This is a genomic window from Limnobacter sp. G6BE5S, assembly GCF_058448965.1.
Genome location: NZ_JBZFLM010000005.1, coordinates 291,842 through 311,559 on the forward strand (window position 1 = coordinate 291,842; position 19,718 = coordinate 311,559).

Sequence of the window (19,718 nt, forward strand, 5' to 3'; positions counted from 1 at the left end):
ATTGGGATAGCTTTGATAAAATTCATTTTTTTCCAACTTTGCCACAGGCATAACCCTCAATCCCCATACCTATGTCCTCACCGTCAAAGAACATGGCCAACGCGATTCGCGCGCTCGCCATGGATGCAGTTCAAGCCGCCAAATCCGGCCACCCTGGCATGCCTATGGGCATGGCCGAAATCGCCGTTGCCCTTTGGGCTCGCCACTTGAAGCACAACCCGCAGAATCCCCTTTGGGCCGATCGCGATCGCTTCGTATTGTCCAACGGCCATGGATCCATGCTGCTATACGCGTTGCTGCACTTGACCGGTTACGACCTGCCGATCGAGGAATTGAAGAATTTCCGCCAGTTGCATTCTAAAACACCGGGCCACCCCGAAGTGGACATTACCCCCGGTATTGAAACCACCACGGGTCCCTTGGGGCAGGGTATTGCCAATGCAGTGGGTTTTGCGTTGGCCGAGAAACTGCTGGCTGCTGAGTTCAACGAAGCCGGCTTCCCGGTGGTGGATCACAACACCTATGTGTTCTTGGGCGACGGTTGCCTGATGGAAGGCATTTCCCACGAAGCCTGCTCGTTGGCGGGCACCTTGGGCTTGTCCAAGCTCATCGTGATGTACGACGACAACGGCATTTCGATTGACGGTGAAGTTGAACACTGGTTTGCCGACAACACACCCAAGCGCTTCGAGGCCTATGGCTGGAACGTGATTCCCAACGTGAATGGTCACGATGTAGACGCGGTGGATGCCGCCATTGCCCAGGCCAAACAAAACGCTGCGCTGGACAAAGGCCCCACCCTGATTTGCTGCAAAACCAATATTGGCGAAGGTTCGCCCAATTTGGCCGGCACCGACAAAGTACACGGCGCACCGCTGGGTGACGCTGAAATTGCCGCTACCCGCGCCGCCATTGGCTGGGAACATGCTCCCTTCGAGATTCCTGCCGAGGTGTACAACGCTTGGGATGCTCAGGTAGAGGGTGCTGCACGCCAATCAGCCTGGGACAAGTTGTTCGATGCCTACAGCGCAAAATTCCCGGCCAAGGCTGCTGAATTCAAGCGCCGCATGGCCGGTGATTTGCCTGATCAGTTTGAACAAACTGCCGCACGCCTGCTGGCTGAAGTGGCTGCCAAGGGTGAAACCATTGCCACCCGCAAAGCCAGCCAGAACGCGATTACTTTACTGGCTGCCGAATTGCCCGAATTGCTGGGCGGCTCTGCCGACCTGACTGGTTCAAACCTGACCAACTGGGCCAAGTGCGTGGCTGTGCGCCGAAACGCTGAAGGTTTTACTGCGGGTAACCACATTAATTGGGGTGTGCGTGAGTTTGGTATGAGCGCAGCCTTGAACGGTGTGGCCCTGCACGGTGGTTACATTCCTTTTGGTGCAACCTTCCTGACTTTCTCTGATTACAGCCGCAATGCGTTGCGTATGGCTGCCCTGATGAAAAAGCGCAATATTTTCGTGTTCACCCACGATTCGATTGGCTTGGGTGAAGACGGCCCAACCCATCAACCCGTGGAGCACGCTGCCACTTTGCGTTTGCTGCCCAATATGGACGTGTGGCGCCCGGCCGATTCAGTTGAATCGATGGCTGCATGGAACAGTGCAGTGATGCGCCAAGACGGTCCTAGTTCATTGCTGTTCAGCCGCCAAAACCTGCCTTTCCTGGCCCGTTCCGAGTCTGTATTGAACTCCATCTCCAAGGGTGGTTATGTGTTGGCCGAGGCAGTAAACGCCAAGGTCACCCTGATTGCCACCGGTTCAGAAATTGAAATTGCGATGAACACGCAAAAAGCACTGACCGAGAAAGGCATAGCTGCCCGTGTGGTTTCACTGCCATCAACCAATGTGTTTGATCGCCAGTCCGCGGCCTACAAGGCCGAAGTGCTGGGTACAGCCCCGATCGCCGTGATTGAAGCCGGTATGACCGATGGTTGGTACAAGTACATTGCGCAGGCTGGCGTGAAGGGCACTGTGCTGGGCATGAGCACCTTCGGTGAGTCTGCCCCGGCGGGTGCCTTGTTCAAGCACTTTGGGTTGACCACCGAGAAATTCACCGAGGCCGCATTGGCCTTGGTCACAGCTTAAAAAACGCAATAATTGATTTACTTTCAAGGAGATTTGTCATGACCATTCGCGTAGCGATTAACGGCTATGGCCGCATCGGCCGAAATGTACTGCGTGCCCACTATGAAGGTGGCAAAAAACACGACATCCAAATCGTGGCGATTAACGATTTGGGCGATCCCAAAACCAACGCCCACCTGACCCAGTACGACACCGCCCATGGCCGTTTCCCCGGCACCGTGAGCGTAGATGGCGATTACATGGTTGTGAATGGCGACAAAATCAAGGTGCTGGCCAACCGCAACCCGGCCGAACTGCCTTGGGGCGAGTTGGGTGTTGACGTTGTTCTGGAATGCACCGGCTTTTTCACATCCAAAGAAAAAGCATCGGCCCACCTGAAAGGTGGTGCCAAGAAAGTAATTATTTCCGCACCTGGCGGCAAAGACGTGGATGCCACAGTTGTATTTGGCGTAAACCACAGTGTCTTGAAGAGCACCGACACCGTTATTTCCAATGCGTCTTGCACCACCAACTGTTTGGCCCCACTGGTCAAGCCTTTGAATGATGTAATTGGTCTGGAAACAGGTTTGATGACCACCATCCACGCCTACACCAATGACCAAGTGTTGACTGACGTGTACCACGAAGACCTGCGCCGCGCCCGTTCCGCCACCATGAGCATGATCCCCACCAAAACAGGTGCGGCTGCTGCGGTTGGTTTGGTGTTGCCAGAATTGAATGGCAAGCTCGACGGCTACGCGATTCGCGTGCCCACCATCAACGTGTCGATGGTTGATTTGTCGTTCATCGCCAAGCGTGAAACCACGGTTGATGAAGTGAACAGCATTTTGAAAGCTGCTGCCGAAGGCCCATTGAAAGGTGTGCTGGAGTACAACGAGGCCCCATTGGTGTCGATTGACTTTAACCACAACCCAGCTTCCAGTTCGTTCGATGCCACACTGACCAAGGTGAGCGGCAAGCTGGTCAAGGTATCCAGCTGGTACGACAACGAGTGGGGTTTCTCCAACCGCATGTTGGACACCACTGTTGCACTGATGAACGCCAAGTAATTCCATACGCGCTTCATGCAAAAAAACCGGGCCTCGAGCCCGGTTTTTTTATGTCACCGAATTCCTCAGACCCCCCCTCCCTTTTGTGGGTGTCCCTACCCCTATTGGTTATGCGCAAAGCCTTGTTTTATGCCGTTAAAGCGGTATTCGTCGGGTCTTGGCGAGGTGGCTGAGAAGTAGGCTCCGTTCTGCTTTCTTTTCAATAAATTGATTGTGCACCTCGCTGGGTAACCTGAACCCATTGTGATAAGCGAGTACTGCCATGCTGACCTTCCGTTCCAAGAAGCAAAAATTGACGCCACTGCGTGTGCTGGTGACTACCGTTTTGCTGATGCTCTGGATTCTTCTGGCCGCGCCGGCCCATGCTCAGGGCGGTGCAGGGCAGTTCATCATCAAATTGAAGAACTCGGTTGAGTTAAGCAGCACACCTTCCGTGCGCCGATTGGAAAGGGAGGGTGAGTTCCTTGCCGATGTGATGGCCAGAAACAATATCGATGCAAGCTGGTTACGTGCAGGTTCGGTGGGAACGCATGTGATGCGTTGGGGTAGCAGCGTACGTGCAGGTGATCAGCAAGCCATGTTGAATCGCCTGGCCAGCGACCCCGAAGTTGAGTTTGTCATCGAAGACCGCGCAGTCAGGGCTTTCGCGACACCCAACGATCCCAGCTTTTTGAATCAGTGGGCACTACGTTCTACCTTTAACACAGCGGGCGCAAAATTTGATCAAGCCTGGGATGTGGTTCGTGGCAGCGCCGACGTGGTGGTGGCCGTGTTGGACACCGGCGTGGTGTTCGAAACCCCGGATTTGAAGGGTCGACTGCTCAGCGGCTACGATTTTGTATCGGATGTGCCCACTGCCAATGACGGCAATGGTCGTGATGCCAATGCGGCAGATCCTGGTAATTGGGTCAGCAGTGCGGATACCCAAACATCTGCATTTTCGGGTTGTAGTGTAAAAAATTCGAGTTGGCATGGCACCTTCGTTGCTGGCCAAATTGCGGCAAATACCCACAGTGATTCGGATGTGGCTGGCGCTGACTGGAACGTGAAGGTGTTGCCGGTTCGTGTGCTTGGTAAGTGCGGCGGTTTGCTGTCCGATGTGCTGGATGCCATGCTGTGGTCAGCCGGTCTGGACGTGCCCGGCATACCCCGTAACCCCAACCCTGCCGATGTGATCAACCTGAGTTTGGGTAGTCCCACCACATGCAGTTCATTTGAGCAAACAGTGGTCGACCGCGTGAATGCAGCGGGTACCTTGGTGGTGGCCGCAGCGGGCAACAGCGGCGGTTCGGTTGATTCCCCAGCCAATTGCAACAATGTGTTGTCAGTTGGGGCCCTTGATCGCGACGGCAGCCGTGCCAGCTACAGTGCAATAGGTTCTGCGATCAGCTTGATGGCCCCCGGTGGTTTCAGCAACGGTTTGGTTGGTTTGGGTAACTCAGGCACCACTACACCCACTTCAGCCAGCTTGGTGAGCAAAACAGGTACTTCGTTTGCCGCGCCCCTGGTGGCGGCAACGGCAGGTCTGATGCGTGCAATCAACCCTGCACTGACTCCGGCCCAAATCCGCAGTCAAATTCTGGCCAACACCGCAAGCTTCTTGAGTCCTAGAAGCAGCACCTGCACAGTCAATCAGGGTTCAGGCAGTTGCAATTGCACCACCGCAGTGTGTGGAGCAGGAATGTTGGATACCTTTGGCGCGGTCACTTCAGCCAAGGGCACACGCCCCGTGGCCAATGCCTCAGCCTCTGCCAATGGCCTGGGCACCAGTGGATATCAGGAAAGCGCCACTGGTTTGAATCCGGTTCGTTTGCGTGGTTCCGCAAGCAGTGTTACTGCGGGTCGCAGCATTGCTTCTTATGCATGGACACAGGTTTCGGGTGAGCAGTTAATGAGCGGCACGCAAACGACCGCCGATGTTGATTTACCCGCGGCAACGTCGAGTTCTGATTTGGTCTTTCAACTTACCGTGACTGACTCGGTTGGTGAATCGCACAGCAGCTTTACAGCGCTGCGCGTGGTCGCCAGCGGGGAGGATGGCAGCTCGCCTTCCTCGGTGGCCAGCGCCAGCTCGGGCGGCACGACAACACCCACCACTGACAACAGTTCAGGCTCAAGTTCGTCGGTTTCAGCAGGTGACGGCGGTGGCGGTGGCGGAGGTGCCACTACCTTGCCCGGTTTGTTGTTAATGTCACTGCTGATGTGGGTGTTCAGGGCACTTGCTTCGACTTCATCCAAATCGATTGCCCAATCATAAACAGTCCGAGCAATGTACCCCCCAGGGCGCCGCCCCTGTGTGCCTCAAACGCAATTGGCCCGCCCACCAGTGAATCGGTGGTGGGGCCTGAATTCCACTCCAGTATCAATTTGATCATCAGCCCCGCGCCAAGCACCCACAGTGGCCAGCTTTGCCGAAGCGTGTTTGGGCTCCTGTGCAGCGCAAGCAACAGGCATGCGGTGAATTGAAAATGCAAAGCACCGCTTAAGCCGCAATACCAATCGATCGGCTCGACCTGTGCCAAATAAAATGCAACCCACACCACGGACAAAAGCTGCATCCACAGCCATTCGCCCTGGCTGCGCAGGCTTGAAAAGCCCCATGTGACGATAGCCAAACCGGCGAGGTTCAAGCCCAGGTGTACCCAGCCCAGGTGCGTAAACTGCGCCAACAATGCATAAATGAAGAATGAGTCAATTAAATCAAGCCCTTGCTGCGCAAAGTCAGGTGCAAAAAGTTGTCCTGAAATTGCCAATATTCCAATCGCAAAGGAGTATGCAACACTGAGGAAAAGTGGGCTGGGGGCGTTATAATTCCGGATTGTTTCCAATAACCTTCCTTGAGAGTTGAACAGCAATGTTGCGTTTCCTGCGCCTGACCGACCAAAACGTATCCAACAAACGCGTGTTGATCCGCGTCGATTTTAACGTGCCAGTGGATGCAAATGGCAACATCACGGAAGACACCCGTATTCGTGCGTCCTTGCCCGGCATTGAATACTGCCTGAACAACAACGCAGCCTTGTTGTTGACCAGCCACTTTGGCCGCCCCACCGAAGGTGAGTACGATGAAAAGCTAAGCCTTGCCCAAGTGGCTGTCCGCCTGGGCGAGTTGCTGGGTCGCCCTGTGCGATTGGTCAAAGATTGGGTCAATGGCGTGGACGTGAAAGCGGGCGAAGTGTTGCTGCTCGAAAATTGCCGATTCAACAAAGGCGAGAAGAAGAACAACGCCGAACTGGCCCAGAAGATCGCAGCCCTTTGCGATATTTACGTGAATGATGCCTTTGGCACCGCCCACCGCGCGGAAGCCACCACACATGGCGCAGCACAATACGCCCCTGTGGCCTGTGCAGGCCCCTTGTTGGCTGCCGAGCTTGATGCACTGGGGGCTGCACTTTCTGCGCCCAAGCGCCCCATGGTGGCCATTGTGGCAGGTTCAAAGGTGTCGACCAAGTTGACAATTCTGAACAGCCTGGCCAACAAAGTAGATCAGCTGATTGTGGGCGGCGGCATTGCCAACACGTTCATGGCTGCTTTGGGTTTGCCCATTGGCAAATCACTGGCGGAGCATGATTTGGTGAGTGAGGCGAAAACCATCATCGACAACATGAAAGCCCGGGGTGCCGCTGTGCCCATTCCTACCGATGTGGTGGTGGGCAAAGAGTTCTCTCCAACAGCCTACGCTACCACCAAGAAAGTGGGCGATGTGGCAGCCGATGACATGATCTTCGACATTGGCCCCAACACAGCCGAGGAACTGGCCGCCATTCTTGACAAAGCAGGCACCATTGTATGGAACGGCCCTGTGGGTGTGTTCGAGTTTGATCAATTTGGCAAAGGTACAGAGCGCTTGGCCATGGCAATTGCAAAATCAAATGCATTTTCAATTGCGGGCGGTGGCGATACACTGGCCGCCATTTCCAAGTACAACATTGGTGATCAGGTCAGTTATATTTCCACCGGTGGTGGCGCATTCCTTGAATTTCTGGAAGGTAAAACTTTACCGGCCGTGGAAATTCTTCAACAGAGAGCGGCTTGATGGCTAACTCAGGGAGCAAATTAGTGCCTAACGTGTATGTACCCCGTCAAACCAAAATCGTGGCTACTTTGGGGCCTGCATCCACCGACCCCGCTGTACTTGAGCGAATGATTGCTGCCGGCATGAATGTGGTGCGAGTCAATTTCTCGCATGGCACTGCCCAAGAGCACATTGACCGGGTTAAAACCGTGCGTGAAATCGCGGCCCGCTTGAAGCGGGACATCGCTGTGATGGCCGACTTGCAAGGCCCAAAAATTCGCATTGGTGTGTTTGCCAATGGGTCAGCCACCTTGGTCAATGGTCAACCCTTCGTGCTCGAAGCCAAATGTGATTCCGGAAATGATGAGCGCGTGGGCCTGGATTATCCCGAGTTGGTGAATGACGTAAAAGCTGGCGACACACTGCTGCTAGACGATGGCAAAATCGTGCTGAAGGTCAAGAAGGTCACGCCCACCCAGATCCTCTGCGAAACGGAAGTGGGTGGAGTGCTTAAAAACCGCAAAGGCATTAACAAGCTGGGCGGTGGTTTGTCTGCTCCCGCGCTAACTTCAAAAGACATGGAAGACATTCGCACTGCGGTGTCTTTCGAGGCGGACTACATTGCCGTCAGTTTTCCGAAAAGTGGTGCCGACATGTACATGGCCCGTGAATTGACGCGCGCGGCTGGTGGACATGCCATGATGATCGCAAAAATTGAGCGCTGTGAGGCGCTTGAGAACCTCGATGATCTGATTCGTTCTTGCGACGGCTTGATGGTAGCCCGTGGTGATTTGGCAGTTGAAATTGGCGATGCAGCGGTACCAGCCGCGCAAAAGCGCCTTATCCGCGCCGCTCGCGAGGCCAATAAACTGACTATCACGGCAACACAAATGATGGAGAGCATGATAGAAAGCCCTGTGCCTACCCGTGCTGAAGTGTCGGATGTGGCCAATGCTGTACTTGATGGTACCGATGCGGTCATGTTGTCTGCTGAAACCGCAGCGGGCAAGTTCCCGGTAGAAACAATTGTGGCCATGGCTCGCGTGTGTGTCGAGGCTGAGAAATCAGCCACCATTAGCCTGGATGCGGATTTTCTGAACCGCAAGTTCAAACGTGTGGATCAATCGATTGCCATGGCGGCCTTGTTCACAGCGCACCACCTGGAGGTGAAAGCAATTGCTGCGTTGACCCAGTCAGGGTCAACAGCATTGTGGATGTCGCGTTTGAACAGTGGCGTGCCAATTTTTGCACTCACACCAGAGGAAAAAACCCGCCGTCGCCTGTCCATGTACCGCGATGTGCGCACTGTCATGATGCAGTACGAAACTGAGGACCGTGAAGTGTTGCTGGCGAAATCAGAACAGGCTTTGCTAGACGCCAAAGTGGTTGAGTTGGGTGATCTGATTGTGATCACCATTGGTGAGCCAATTGGTAAATCGGGTGGAACCAACACCATGAAAATTGTTCGCGTGGGCGAACACATTGGCTTACTGAATTAACCACTTATTTGACTAATTTTATTTTTCGGAGACTTTGAAATGCCTCTCGTATCCATGCGCCAATTGCTGGACCATGCCGCTGAAAATGGCTATGGCATCCCTGCGTTCAACGTGAACAACCTGGAACAGGTTCAAGCCGTGATGGCCGCTGCTGATGAAGTGGGCGCACCCGTAATTCTTCAGGCCAGCGCCGGTGCCCGCAAGTACGCAGGCGAACCATTTATCAAACACCTGATTCAAGCCGCGGTTGAAGCATTCCCGCACATTCCCCTGGTGATGCACCAAGACCACGGCACCAGCCCCAAAGTGTGCCAAGGCGCAATCGACCTTGGCTTTGGCTCGGTGATGATGGACGGTTCCCTGATGGACGACGGTAAAACGCCCGCGTCCTTCGACTACAACCTTGAGGTGACTCGCAAAGTAGTCGAGATGGCCCACAAGGTTGGCGTAACCGTAGAAGGCGAACTGGGTTGCCTGGGCAACCTTGAAACTGGCGAGGCAGGTGAAGAAGACGGCATTGGCGCCGATGTGAAATTGGACCACAGCCAAATGTTGACTGACCCCGAAGAGGCAGCCGTATTTGTGAAAGGCACACAGCTGGACGCCTTGGCCATTGCCATTGGCACCAGCCACGGCGCATACAAGTTCAGCCGCAAACCCACTGGCGACATTTTGGCTATTTCACGCGTGAAAGAAATTCACGCGCGCATTCCAAATACCCATTTGGTTATGCACGGTTCGTCCTCTGTGCCCGCGGAGCTGTTGGCGATCATCAACCAGTATGGCGGCAAAATGAAAGAAACCTACGGCGTACCCGTAGAGGAAATTCAGGAAGCCATCAAGTATGGTGTGCGTAAAATCAACATCGACACGGATATTCGCCTGGCCATGACAGGTGCTGTGCGCAAATTTTTGTTTGAAAACCCCGACAAGTTTGATGCTCGCGAGTGGCTCAAGCCCGCGCGTGAAGCGGCCAAGCAGATTTGCAAACAGCGTTACATGGAGTTTGGCTGTGAGGGGCAGGGTGCGAAAATCAAGCCGATCCCCATGAGCGAAATTGCCCAGAAATATGCCAAGGGTGAACTGGCCCAAATCGTTCAGTAATCGATTGCCAACCCGTTTGGAAGCTCACGCGGGCTGTGCCCCGCGTGTTTTATTTTTAAAGCCTGAATCCCTAGAGGCCATTTGAATGAGTACTGTGTTTGAAACCAAGCTGACTTCCCTGCCTTTGCTGCACCGTGGCAAAGTTCGGGAGAATTTTTCTGTTGGCGACGACAAAATGTTGATTGTGGCCAGCGACCGCCTGTCTGCATTCGACGTCATTCTGGATCAACCCATACCCGAGAAAGGCATGGTGCTGACTCAGATGGCCCAGTTCTGGTTCGATATTCTGGCCGATGTGGTACCGAATCACCTCACTGGTATTTCCCCTGAAACGGTGGTGTCCGCTGAAGAAGCGCCACAAATCAAAGGCCGCTCGATGGTGGTCAAGAAGCTGAAGGCCCTGCCCATCGAAGCAGTGGTGCGTGGTTATCTGATTGGTTCAGGCTGGAAAGACTATCAGGCCACAGGTGCAGTGTGCGGCATTAAATTGCCCTCTGGCATGCAAATGGCAGCCAAGCTGGATGAACCCATTTTTACACCGGCCACCAAAGCCGCCATGGGTGAACACGACGAAAACATTGATTTCGACACCATGAGCGATGTGGTGGGTCGTGATCTTGCCAAGCAAATCCGCGATGTATCCATTGCCTTGTACACCAAGGCCAGCGACTACGCAGCCCGCCAGGGCATTATCATTGCCGACACCAAGTTTGAATTTGGGCTGGATGAAAACGGCGCCCTGACCTTGATGGACGAAGTGCTCACCGCAGATTCCTCTCGTTTTTGGCCAGCCGATCAATACCAAGTGGGTATTTCCCCACCTTCTTATGACAAGCAGTTTGTTCGCGACTACCTGGAAAGCGTACCGGGCTGGAACAAAAAGGCACCAGCGCCTACACTGCCACAAGACATCATCGACAAAACAGCGGCCAAATACCGTCAAGCCTATGAAATTTTGACTGGTCGCCTTTGGATTGGATAAGCACATGATTGAAAGCATTCCACACCTGCACACTTCCGACCATCCCAAAGTGGGCGTGGTCATGGGTTCGTCTTCCGATTGGGAAGTCATGAAAAACGCCGTGCAAGTGCTGCGCGACTTTGGCGTGGACTACGAGGCCCGCGTGGTGTCAGCCCACCGCATGCCTGACGAAATGTTTGCTTATGCAGAAACAGCCGCCACCCGCGGCATTCAGGTGATTATTGCCGGTGCAGGCGGTGCAGCCCACTTGCCTGGCATGCTTGCAGCCAAAACCATCGTGCCAGTGATGGGTGTGCCTGTGCCGTCCAAGTATTTGCGTGGTGAAGACTCGCTGTTGTCTATTGTGCAAATGCCCAAGGGCATTCCGGTGCACACCTTTGCCATCGGCGAAGCCGGTGCAGCCAATGCCGCCCTGGGTGCAGTGGCCATTTTGGCCTTGACCGACTCTGAACTGAACCAGAAATTGCAGGATTTTCGCGTGAGCCAGTCCAATGTGGCCCGTGAAATGGAATTGCCCCCGTTGCGTTAATTTTTAAGCCAAACACATGAGCAAGATCGAATTCAAAACAGCCAAACCTGGCCAATGGCTAGGCCTGTTGGGCGGCGGCCAATTGGGCCGCATGTTCTGCATGGCGGCTCAAAGTATGGGTTACCGGGTGCTGGTGCTCGACCCCGTGGCCAACGGCCCTGCGGGCTCTGTTGCCGACGACCAGGTGCTGGCCGATTACATGGACGACCAAGGTTTGGCCAAACTTGCGCAGCGTTGCATCGGGGTCACCACGGAATTCGAAAATGTACCTGCTTTGGCGCTCGATACCCTGTCCAAAAGCATTCCGGTCAGCCCATCGGCTTTTTCGGTGGGTGTGGCACAAAACCGCATTGAAGAAAAAGCGTACATCATGGGTTGCGGAGTGCCCGTGGCACCCCATGCAGCCATTCGCAGCATGGCCGACATCACTGATGACCTTTCAGGCTTGCTGCCTGGCATCGTGAAAACAGCTCGTTTGGGCTATGACGGCAAGGGACAAGTCCGCGTGAAAACGCTGGAAGAAGTACGCAAGGCGTTTGCTGATCTCAATGAAGTGGAATGCGTGCTTGAAAAGCGATTGACCTTGCAAAAGGAAATGTCGGTCATTGTGGCGCGTGATCACAAAGGCGAATGCGCCACATTCCCTGTGGCTGAAAACCACCACCGCAAAGGCATTTTGGCCACAACCATTGTGCCAGCCCGCATTGACGACGCCATGGCGGCCCAGGCCCGCGCCAACGCCATTTCAATTGCTGGCGCGCTCGATTATGTGGGTGTGTTGTGCGTTGAGTTTTTTGTGGTTGACGAGTTGGGTTTGGTGGTCAATGAAATTGCCCCGCGCCCACACAACAGCGGGCATTACTCCATTGACGCTTGCGTAACCTGCCAGTTCGAGCAGCAGGCTCGTGTGCTTGCAGGTTTGCCCTTGGGCGACACGCGCCAGCACAGCCCTGCGGTCATGGTAAACCTGCTGGGTGACCTTTGGTATGGCGAAGATGGCAGCGTGCGTGAACCCGCTTGGGAAAAAGTGCTGGCCATTCCCGAGGTGAAGCTACACCTGTACGGCAAAGAACAGGCCAGGGTAGGGCGCAAGATGGGCCACATCACGGTGATTGCAGAAACCCTTGACCGTGCCCTGGCGGTTGCCCAAGAGGTGCGTGACATTCTGGGCATTGGCGATGACGACGACTGATTCTGGTGTGCCCCATGTGCATGCTGAATTGTTGGTCGCCAGTGATTCCCACATTCAGCGTTGTGCGCAGGCCCTGAAACAAGGCCTGTTGGTGGCTTTCCCCACAGAAACCGTGTTTGGCCTGGGTGCAGCCGTTACTCAATTGGTAGCGATCGAAGGCATTTTCAAAGCCAAGGGCCGCCCATCAGAACACCCATTGATTGCGCATGTGGCCCCCGGCGCCAATTTGACCGGCTGGGTGGCTGAAGTCACCCCCACTATGCAAAAGCTGATGGATGCCTTTTGGCCTGGCCCACTCACACTGGTTGTGCCCAAAGGTGCGCGCATGCCCTTGCAGGTCACTGGTGGACAAAGTTCCGTGGGTATTCGTTGTCCGTCACACCCGGTTGCCATTGAATTGTTAAAAGCCACCGGTGTACCGGTGGCTGCGCCCTCGGCCAATCGGTTTGGCAAAGTCAGCCCCACACGTGCAAGCCATGTGCTGGCTGAACTGGGTGATCGAATTCCGCTTATTCTTGATGGCGATGTGCCCGAAGTGGGCATTGAATCTACCATTGTTTCGCTGTTGAACGATCAACCGGCGATTTTGAGACCTGGAGCAATCACCGCCGCCCAAATTGAGGGCGTATTGGGAGTTGTTGTAAAAACCCATGGTCAGGTGTCAAAAACACCGAATGCCAATCCCCGGGTTTCCGGAGCGCTTGAAAAGCACTACAGCCCGGATGCCAAAGTGTGGGTATTGAACGCGAACGAACTGTTTGTTGTACCCGTGCAGCAAAAAACATTGTGCGTGGGTTGGAGCGATGCCTTTCTGGCGCAGGCCGATGCATTGCGAGAAAAGCACGGAAAAGTCGTGGTCGAAGCCTTGAGCTACAACCCATCGGAAGTCGCCAAGGCACTGTATGCCACTTTGCGGCAGGCCGACGAATTGGCCTGCAAACAAGTGTTGTTTGAGAAACCAGAAGAGTCTGCAGAGTGGGAAGCGGTCAACGACCGGTTGAAACGCGCTTCCGCTTGAATCGCCCCAAGGGGATTACATTTGCTGTGTTGGAATGTGCCCGCGCTGCTCGGCGATCACATTGTTGTCATCCACAAATACCAGCTTGGGCTGGAATGTTTTGCATTCCTGATCATCCAGGGTGCCGTAGGCTGCAATAATCACCAAGTCGCCTTTCTGCGCGCGGCGGGCTGCAGCCCCGTTCAGCGAAATCATTCCGCTTCCACGTTCGCCCTTGATGGCGTACGTTGAGAAGCGTTCACCATTGTCGATTACATAAATGTCAATGCGCTGGAACTCAATGATGCCGGAGGCCTCCAAGAGATTCTCGTCAATCGCACATGAGCCTTCATAATGAAGTTCGCAGTGGGTCACTTTGGCCCGGTGAATTTTACCGAGCAACATTTCACGGTGCATTACGCAATCTCCAGATTGTCGATCAGACGGGTTTGACCCAGCTTGGCCGCTGCCAAAATGACCAGCGGCGTTTGATCGGACAGGTTTTCATCGGTGGGGCGCTGCAGGTCTGCTTGCCTGCGTGCCTCAAAATAATCGGGCTTCCAGCCACGGCTTGCCAGTGTGTCGGCGCATTTGCGCTCCAATTGTACCAACTGGTCCAAATTCGGGCGACCCGATTTTACCTGATTCGAGAGATCATTCAAAAGTTGATACAAAAACGGCGCTTCGGCGCGGTCTTGCTCGTTCAGGTAACGGTTGCGGGACGACATGGCCAGCCCGTCAGGGTCCCGAATGGTCGGTGCAGCGATAATTTCGATGGGCATGGCCAGTTGGGCCACCAAGCGTCGAATAATCATCAGCTGTTGGTAGTCTTTTTTGCCAAATACGGCCACTTTTGGCTGCACGCAATTGAATAGCTTGGTGACTACGGTGCTAACACCTTCAAAAAAACCGGGGCGAAATTCGCCTTCCAGCGTGCCGCCCAAGTCATCGGGTGGCTTCACACGGTAATCCTGTGGCTCGGGGTACAGGTCGCGCTCGGTGGGTGCAAACATCACATACACCTGCTCTTTCTCGAGTTTTTCCGCATCATCTTGCATGGTGCGCGGGTATTTGTCGAAATCTTCATTCGGACCAAACTGCAGGCGGTTCACAAACACACTGGCCACCACGGGGTCGCCGTGTTTGGCGGCAATGCGCATCAAGGACATGTGGCCCTCGTGCAAATTGCCCATGGTGGGCACAAAAGCCACCCGGTTCTGGCCGCGCAACTGGTCACGCAGTTCGGAAATGGAAGATATCTGTCTCATCGAATACTCAGAATGTGTGATCTGCCGTGGGGAAAGTTTTCTCTTTCACAGCAGACACATAGGCCTGCACGGCAGCTTGAATCGAGGGCTGATTATCCATGAAATTGCGCACAAACTTTGGTTTTTTACCCGGAAATACATTCAACATGTCGTGTAGCACCAAAACTTGTCCGTCACAATCAACCCCGGCACCAATGCCAATCGTGGGTACAGTCAGGGTTTTGGAAATGTCGGCGGCCAGCTTGCCTGGGATCAGTTCGAACAGCACCATTTGGGCACCCGCTTCCTGCATGGCTTTGGCATTGGTTTTCAGTATTTTTGCAGCTTTTGCGTCGCGGCCCTGCACGCGATACCCCCCCAATGCACTTACGGATTGTGGGGTCAAACCCAAGTGGGCACACACGGGAATGTCGCGTGTGGTCAGGTACTCCACTGTCGGGGCCAGCCAGGCGGTGCCTTCCAGTTTCACCATGTTCGCGCCTGCTGCCATCAGGCGGGCCGCATTGCGGTAGGCCTGTTCAGGGCTTTCCTGATAGCTTCCAAAAGGCATGTCTGCCACTACAAATGCATTTTTGTTGCCGGCAGCCACGCAACGGGTGTGGTATTCCATCATGTCCATGGTTACTGGCAGCGTGCTCGGCATACCGGCCAACACCATGCCCAAGGAGTCGCCAATCAGCAAAATATCCACGCCACTGGCATCGAGCACGCTGGCAAAGCAGGCGTCGTAACAGGTCAGCATGGCAATTTTTTCCTGATTCTTCTTCATCTCAAGCAGCGCAGGCAGGGTAACGGCCTTGCGTGCTTGGTTTGTGGCGGCTTGGGGTTGTGCGCTCATGGTTTTTGCTCTCGTGTTTGGTGTGGTGCTTTTTTACTCAGACCAATTGAAAAACTCGCGGCGACCTTTCATGCCTTCGATCTGGTTTAACAGCAAATCAAAGTCTTCGGAATGGTCAACCGGGTTCAAATGTTCAGTGTTCACAATCAACAATGGGGCATCGTCGTAGTGGTAAAAAAACCGGCTGTATGCATCGCTCAACTGGGACAAATACGCTTCGGTGATATTGGCCTCGTAGGGCGTGGCACGCTTTTGTACTCGTTCAATGAGTGCTTGTGGCGAGGCTTGCAGATAAATCACCAAATCAGGCACGCTGGTCTGTGGGCTTTGGTGTTGGTAAATTTGCTGATACAGCTTCAGTTCTTCTTCGTCCAGCGTGAGGCTGGCAAACATGCGGTCTTTTTCCAGTAAAAAGTCGCTTATCACCATGTTCTCAAAAAAGTCTCGCTGGGTTAAGTCCCGCAGCTGACCAATACGCTGGAAAAGGAAAAACAATTGAGTGGGCAGTGCGTAACGCGCGGGCTCCTGATAGAACTTCTCCAGGAAAGGATTGTCTTCGGGCTTTTCAAGCAATAGCTCGGCCTGGAATCGCTGGGCAATCAGTCGGGCCAGCGAGGTTTTACCCACGCCAATGGGCCCTTCAATTACGATATGGCGATACTTTTCTGACAACAAGTTTTAGTCTCCGGTGGGTGGCTTACGCGCGGCCTCAGTGTAGCGCAGGGGTGAAGCAGGTATTGGAAAAAAACTTCAAATTACCGTGACGATCTGGTCCAGCGTGGCGGGCAAGTAGTGTTTGGCTGGGCCCAGGCCGGGGATAAGAACGTCGGGATTCAACTGCAACAGCGGTTCCAGTACAAAGCGTCGAAGGTGCATGCGGGGATGCGGCACCGTTAATTGTGATGTATTAACGGTTTGATGGCCTACCAAGAGCACATCCACATCAATAGGGCGGGGGGCATTGCGAGTAGTACGAACTCGCCCCAACTTCGATTCAAGTGCCATGCACGATTGCAGCAGTTGCTCGGCACTGCCCAGCCATTGAATTTCCAGCACGGAGTTCACATAGTTTGGGCCACTTGCATCGACAGGCACACTTTCAAACCTGGATGACTCTTTGACCGCGTTCACCAGCGGGTGGGCACGAAAATGATCGACCACCTCGTCAAACAGGGCCATGGGGTGCCCCAGGTTGCCCCCCAAGCCCAAATAGCTTGGTGTTGTGTTCATGGGGTCGCTCACTCCCCTTGCTGTCCTTGTCCGGTTTCGCCTGCATTGGCTGCGCCGGTACCCGGCTTGGGTTTTCTGCGGCGGCGTTTTTTCTTGGCAGCCCCATCAGTACCCGCCGGGGTGCCACGCAGCGCATCCAGCATATTCTGGCGATTGTTCACATCGCCATCGCTGAACTCGCGCCACCATTGCGCAAGTTCAGTGTCGGCATCTACATCACCAACCATGGCGCGCAATTCGTAAAAATCAAGCGATGCCCGGAATTTTTGTTGTTCAAGCATGCGGAATGGCGCTTTGCCTGCACGTTTTTCGAAACGGGGTTGAAATGCCCAAATTTCACGCATATCGCCTGTCAGGCGACGCGGAATAGCGGTGCGATCGGCTTGCTCGGCCAATACATCATCCATCGCTGCAAACAGGGCAGGGAATTTTAGTTCGCCTTGTTCAAGTTTTTCTTCCCAGTTTTCAAGCACCAAATGCCACAGCAGGCAGGCGAACAGGAAGCCGGGGCTCAGTGGTTTGCCTTCCTTCACTCGCTTGTCGGTGCGTGCAAGGGCTTCGGTCAAGAAGGGCTCGCCCCGTTCATGTTCCAGAATGGCATCGAGCAGCGGAAATACACCGTGGTGCAAGCCAGCTTCTCGCAAGCCTTTCAGGCAAGCCATGGCTGAACCGCTCATCAGCAGCTTCAGCATTTCATCAAACAATCGGGAAGCTGGCACGTTGCGCAACAGATCCGCCAGTTCCGCGATGGGCGCGTAGGTGGCTGGTTCAATTGAAAAATTCAGTTTGGCGGCAAATCGCACCACGCGAAGCATGCGCACCGGGTCTTCGCGATAGCGCAGGCTGGGCTCGCCAATCATGCGCAGAACCCGGGCTCGCAGGTCTTCCATGCCATGGTGGTAGTCCCACACCGTTTCAGTGCTGGGGTCGTAATACATGGCGTTCACTGTGAAGTCGCGGCGCGATGCGTCTTCATCTTGTCGACCGAACTCATTGTCGCGCAGCACTCTGCCATGTTCATCTTTCTCGTTGCTGGCACTGGCCAATGCCCGAAAGGTCGAGGTTTCGATGGTTTCCGGGCCGAACATGACGTGCACGATCTGAAATCTGCGCCCAATTACCCGCGCACGGCGAAACAGTCGTTGGGTTTGTTCGGGGCTTGCATCGGTGGCCACGTCGAAGTCTTTCGGGCTCATGCCCAGTAGCAAGTCGCGAACAGCGCCGCCAACAACAAATGCTTTGTAGCCTTTGCTTTGCAAGGTTTCGCACACGCGAATTGCATTGTGGCTAACCAGGCGGCGATCAATTTTGTGTTCGGCCACACCCCATACCTTGGGTTTGTGCACGCCATAGCTGGCTTTGACTTTTCGCGACTCACCCATATTGAGATGCGCCGCAGGTTTGGGAGCTTCTCGCCCCAGGGTCGCAGGCTTGGAAAACATTCGTTTAAAAAGTTTCTTTATCATTTAAACAACTCAAGTACAGGCCAGCCGCGAGCTTGTGCAATTTCAGCCAGTTTGTTGTCGGGGTTTGCAGCCACAGGGTGGGAAACGCATTCCAGAAGGGGCAGATCGTTGATCGAGTCACTGTAAAAGTGGCTGCTCTCGAAGCTGTCCATGGTCCAGTTTTTTTCCGCCAGCCAGTCGTTCAGGCGTGTTACCTTGCCCTCCCGAAAGCTCGGCAAGCCAGCCACTTTGCCAGTGTATTCTCCGTTTACCAGCTCAGGTTCGGTGGCAATCAAGGCTTCAATGCCGAATGCCTGTGCAATGGGTTGGGTAATAAAGCTGTTGGTAGCAGTAATGATGACACACACTGCGTTCTCGGCTTGATGCCGCTTGACCAACTCAATGGCACTGGCTTTCATATTGGGTCGAATCACTTCGGCCATGAATTCATTGTGCCAAACAGCCAGTTGTGTGCGCTTGTTGTCGCGTAGCGGGCGCAATTGAAAGTCGAGAAACTCGTCGATGTTCAGCGTACCCGCCTTGTAATCCGCAAAAAACTGATTGTTACGCGCCTCAAAATCGGCACGATCCAGTACACCTTTGTTGATGAGAAATTGCGACCATCCGTGGTCAGAGTCAATGGGCAACAGGGTGTTGTCCAGGTCAAACAGTGCGAGTTTCATATTCTCGAATTACCAGACTTTCTCGTCGTTTCATCCAGTGGCGCAGCAAATTCACGCTGACTGGTTTTTGTTGTTCAAGGGAAAAGCGATCCAGTCCGTCCATTACCGCCATCAGCGAACCCATGTCGCGCTGAAAATAGCGCAGCGCGTACTCAATCACTTCTTCGCTAAGTTGCAGGCCCCGTGATCTTGCCATGGCTTGCAGTGCTTCGTGTTTTTCCTGGTCGCTCAATGGTTGCACACGCAGGCACAAGCCTGCCTCAATGCGTGTGCGCAAATCGTCGCGCAGCTTTAACTCTGTTGTGGGGTGCTCACCCGCCAACACGATTTTACCGGGTTTGCGCTCTGCCATGCTTGAATTGAAAGCATTGAACAACTGCACCTGTGAATAGGGCGTTAGTCGGTCAATGTTGTCAATGATCAGTGCCTGCTCGTCGGGCCGAAAAACAAAGCGATTGCTGCCCGCAAATACATTCACGCCCAACTGGCTTGCCACGCCCCGCAGCAGATGGCTTTTTCCGCAACCGGACGGTCCGTAAATATAAATAAACGGACTTGTCCCTTTCAAATTAATCAGTTCTCGCAATTCGTGCACAAGCTGTCCATTTTGTCCGATCAGAAAATTGGACAGAGTGGGCCTGGGTGGCGTGAACACATCGAGAAGCAACTGTTGCATGGGCATTGCCAAAGCGGGGGGAATCGAGCAGCTCCCAATAATACCCTTGAATAGCACTTTTTACGCCTTGTCTCGGTTAAAATACACCCACTCGCGCTTGTGGCCACAAACCTGAAGC

At 54.2% G+C, this 19,718-nt stretch carries 19 protein-coding genes; 10 read left to right on the top strand and 9 right to left on the bottom strand.

Annotated features, from left to right (window positions below; genetic code table 11):
- Positions 1-92 precede the first annotated feature (92 nt).
- The 3 genes from tkt to ACVL1J_RS11095 all read left to right on the top strand — a co-directional run bounded on the left by tkt (position 93) and on the right by ACVL1J_RS11095 (position 5,399).
- On the top strand, positions 93-2,093 hold the full coding sequence (tkt, locus tag ACVL1J_RS11085) for a transketolase (RefSeq protein WP_341236266.1): 2,001 nt from the start codon (positions 93-95) through the stop codon (positions 2,091-2,093).
- A 38-nt stretch (positions 2,094-2,131) separates the two neighbouring features.
- Positions 2,132-3,142 (top strand): type I glyceraldehyde-3-phosphate dehydrogenase, encoded by a 1,011-nt coding sequence (gene gap, locus ACVL1J_RS11090; RefSeq protein ID WP_341236265.1) that lies wholly within the window; start codon positions 2,132-2,134, stop codon positions 3,140-3,142.
- 262 nt (positions 3,143-3,404) lie between these two features.
- Positions 3,405-5,399 (top strand): S8 family peptidase, encoded by a 1,995-nt coding sequence (locus tag ACVL1J_RS11095; RefSeq protein WP_341236264.1) that lies wholly within the window; start codon positions 3,405-3,407, stop codon positions 5,397-5,399.
- Here ACVL1J_RS11095 and ACVL1J_RS11100 read toward each other — a convergent pair.
- Positions 5,353-5,895 (bottom strand): rhomboid family intramembrane serine protease, encoded by a 543-nt coding sequence (locus tag ACVL1J_RS11100; protein ID WP_341236263.1) that lies wholly within the window; start codon positions 5,893-5,895, stop codon positions 5,353-5,355. The two genes, ACVL1J_RS11095 and ACVL1J_RS11100, sit on opposite strands and share 47 nt — an antisense overlap.
- Before the next feature lie 101 nt (positions 5,896-5,996).
- Here ACVL1J_RS11100 and ACVL1J_RS11105 point away from each other — a divergent pair, with 101 nt between their 5' ends.
- From ACVL1J_RS11105 to ACVL1J_RS11135, 7 genes are all read left to right on the top strand, one after another.
- Positions 5,997-7,178 carry a phosphoglycerate kinase gene (locus ACVL1J_RS11105; RefSeq protein ID WP_159568300.1) on the top strand — a complete coding sequence of 394 codons (1,182 nt, stop codon included), beginning with the start codon at positions 5,997-5,999 and terminating at the stop codon, positions 7,176-7,178.
- A complete protein-coding gene (pyk, locus tag ACVL1J_RS11110; protein ID WP_159568301.1) occupies positions 7,178-8,656 on the top strand; it encodes a pyruvate kinase in 1,479 nt (492 codons plus the stop codon). The genes ACVL1J_RS11105 and pyk overlap by 1 nt, the downstream gene beginning before the upstream one ends.
- 39 nt (positions 8,657-8,695) lie before the next feature.
- A complete protein-coding gene (gene fba, locus ACVL1J_RS11115; RefSeq protein WP_159568302.1) occupies positions 8,696-9,760 on the top strand; it encodes a class II fructose-bisphosphate aldolase in 1,065 nt (354 codons plus the stop codon).
- Between the two features lie 85 nt (positions 9,761-9,845).
- A complete protein-coding gene (locus ACVL1J_RS11120) occupies positions 9,846-10,742 on the top strand; it encodes a phosphoribosylaminoimidazolesuccinocarboxamide synthase (RefSeq protein ID WP_341236262.1) in 897 nt (298 codons plus the stop codon).
- 4 nt (positions 10,743-10,746) lie between these two features.
- The gene (gene purE / locus ACVL1J_RS11125) at positions 10,747-11,271 is read left to right on the top strand and encodes a 5-(carboxyamino)imidazole ribonucleotide mutase (RefSeq protein ID WP_341236261.1); all 525 of its coding nucleotides are present in this window, start codon (positions 10,747-10,749) and stop codon (positions 11,269-11,271) included.
- Between the two features lie 16 nt (positions 11,272-11,287).
- Entirely contained in the window at positions 11,288-12,463 is a 1,176-nt protein-coding gene (locus ACVL1J_RS11130) for a 5-(carboxyamino)imidazole ribonucleotide synthase (protein WP_159568305.1), read from the top strand.
- A complete protein-coding gene (locus ACVL1J_RS11135; RefSeq protein ID WP_341236260.1) occupies positions 12,450-13,481 on the top strand; it encodes an L-threonylcarbamoyladenylate synthase in 1,032 nt (343 codons plus the stop codon). Before ACVL1J_RS11130 ends, ACVL1J_RS11135 begins: the two co-directional genes overlap by 14 nt.
- 15 nt (positions 13,482-13,496) lie before the next feature.
- Here the strand turns inward: ACVL1J_RS11135 and panD are convergent, their stop codons facing one another.
- From panD to ACVL1J_RS11175, 8 genes are all read right to left on the bottom strand, one after another.
- Positions 13,497-13,877: an aspartate 1-decarboxylase gene (panD, locus tag ACVL1J_RS11140; protein WP_008251515.1), complete on the bottom strand. Its 381-nt coding sequence runs from the start codon at positions 13,875-13,877 to the stop codon at positions 13,497-13,499.
- On the bottom strand, positions 13,877-14,728 hold the full coding sequence (panC, locus tag ACVL1J_RS11145; RefSeq protein ID WP_341236259.1) for a pantoate--beta-alanine ligase: 852 nt from the start codon (positions 14,726-14,728) through the stop codon (positions 13,877-13,879). The genes panD and panC overlap by 1 nt, the downstream gene beginning before the upstream one ends.
- Positions 14,729-14,735: 7 nt before the next feature.
- Positions 14,736-15,566 (bottom strand): 3-methyl-2-oxobutanoate hydroxymethyltransferase, encoded by an 831-nt coding sequence (gene panB / locus ACVL1J_RS11150; RefSeq protein WP_159568308.1) that lies wholly within the window; start codon positions 15,564-15,566, stop codon positions 14,736-14,738.
- 33 nt (positions 15,567-15,599) lie between these two features.
- A complete protein-coding gene (locus tag ACVL1J_RS11155) occupies positions 15,600-16,241 on the bottom strand; it encodes a deoxynucleoside kinase (protein ID WP_159568309.1) in 642 nt (213 codons plus the stop codon).
- A 75-nt stretch (positions 16,242-16,316) separates the two neighbouring features.
- Complete coding sequence (gene folK / locus ACVL1J_RS11160) at positions 16,317-16,796, bottom strand: 2-amino-4-hydroxy-6-hydroxymethyldihydropteridine diphosphokinase (RefSeq protein WP_341236258.1); 480 nt, start codon at positions 16,794-16,796, stop codon at positions 16,317-16,319.
- An 8-nt stretch (positions 16,797-16,804) separates the two neighbouring features.
- Positions 16,805-18,262 (bottom strand): polynucleotide adenylyltransferase PcnB, encoded by a 1,458-nt coding sequence (pcnB, locus tag ACVL1J_RS11165; protein WP_341236257.1) that lies wholly within the window; start codon positions 18,260-18,262, stop codon positions 16,805-16,807.
- Positions 18,259-18,924: a histidinol-phosphatase gene (locus ACVL1J_RS11170; protein WP_159568312.1), complete on the bottom strand. Its 666-nt coding sequence runs from the start codon at positions 18,922-18,924 to the stop codon at positions 18,259-18,261. The genes pcnB and ACVL1J_RS11170 overlap by 4 nt, the downstream gene beginning before the upstream one ends.
- On the bottom strand, positions 18,905-19,600 hold the full coding sequence (locus ACVL1J_RS11175; RefSeq protein ID WP_159568313.1) for an HdaA/DnaA family protein: 696 nt from the start codon (positions 19,598-19,600) through the stop codon (positions 18,905-18,907). The genes ACVL1J_RS11170 and ACVL1J_RS11175 overlap by 20 nt, the downstream gene beginning before the upstream one ends.
- Between the last annotated feature and the right edge of the window lie 118 nt (positions 19,601-19,718).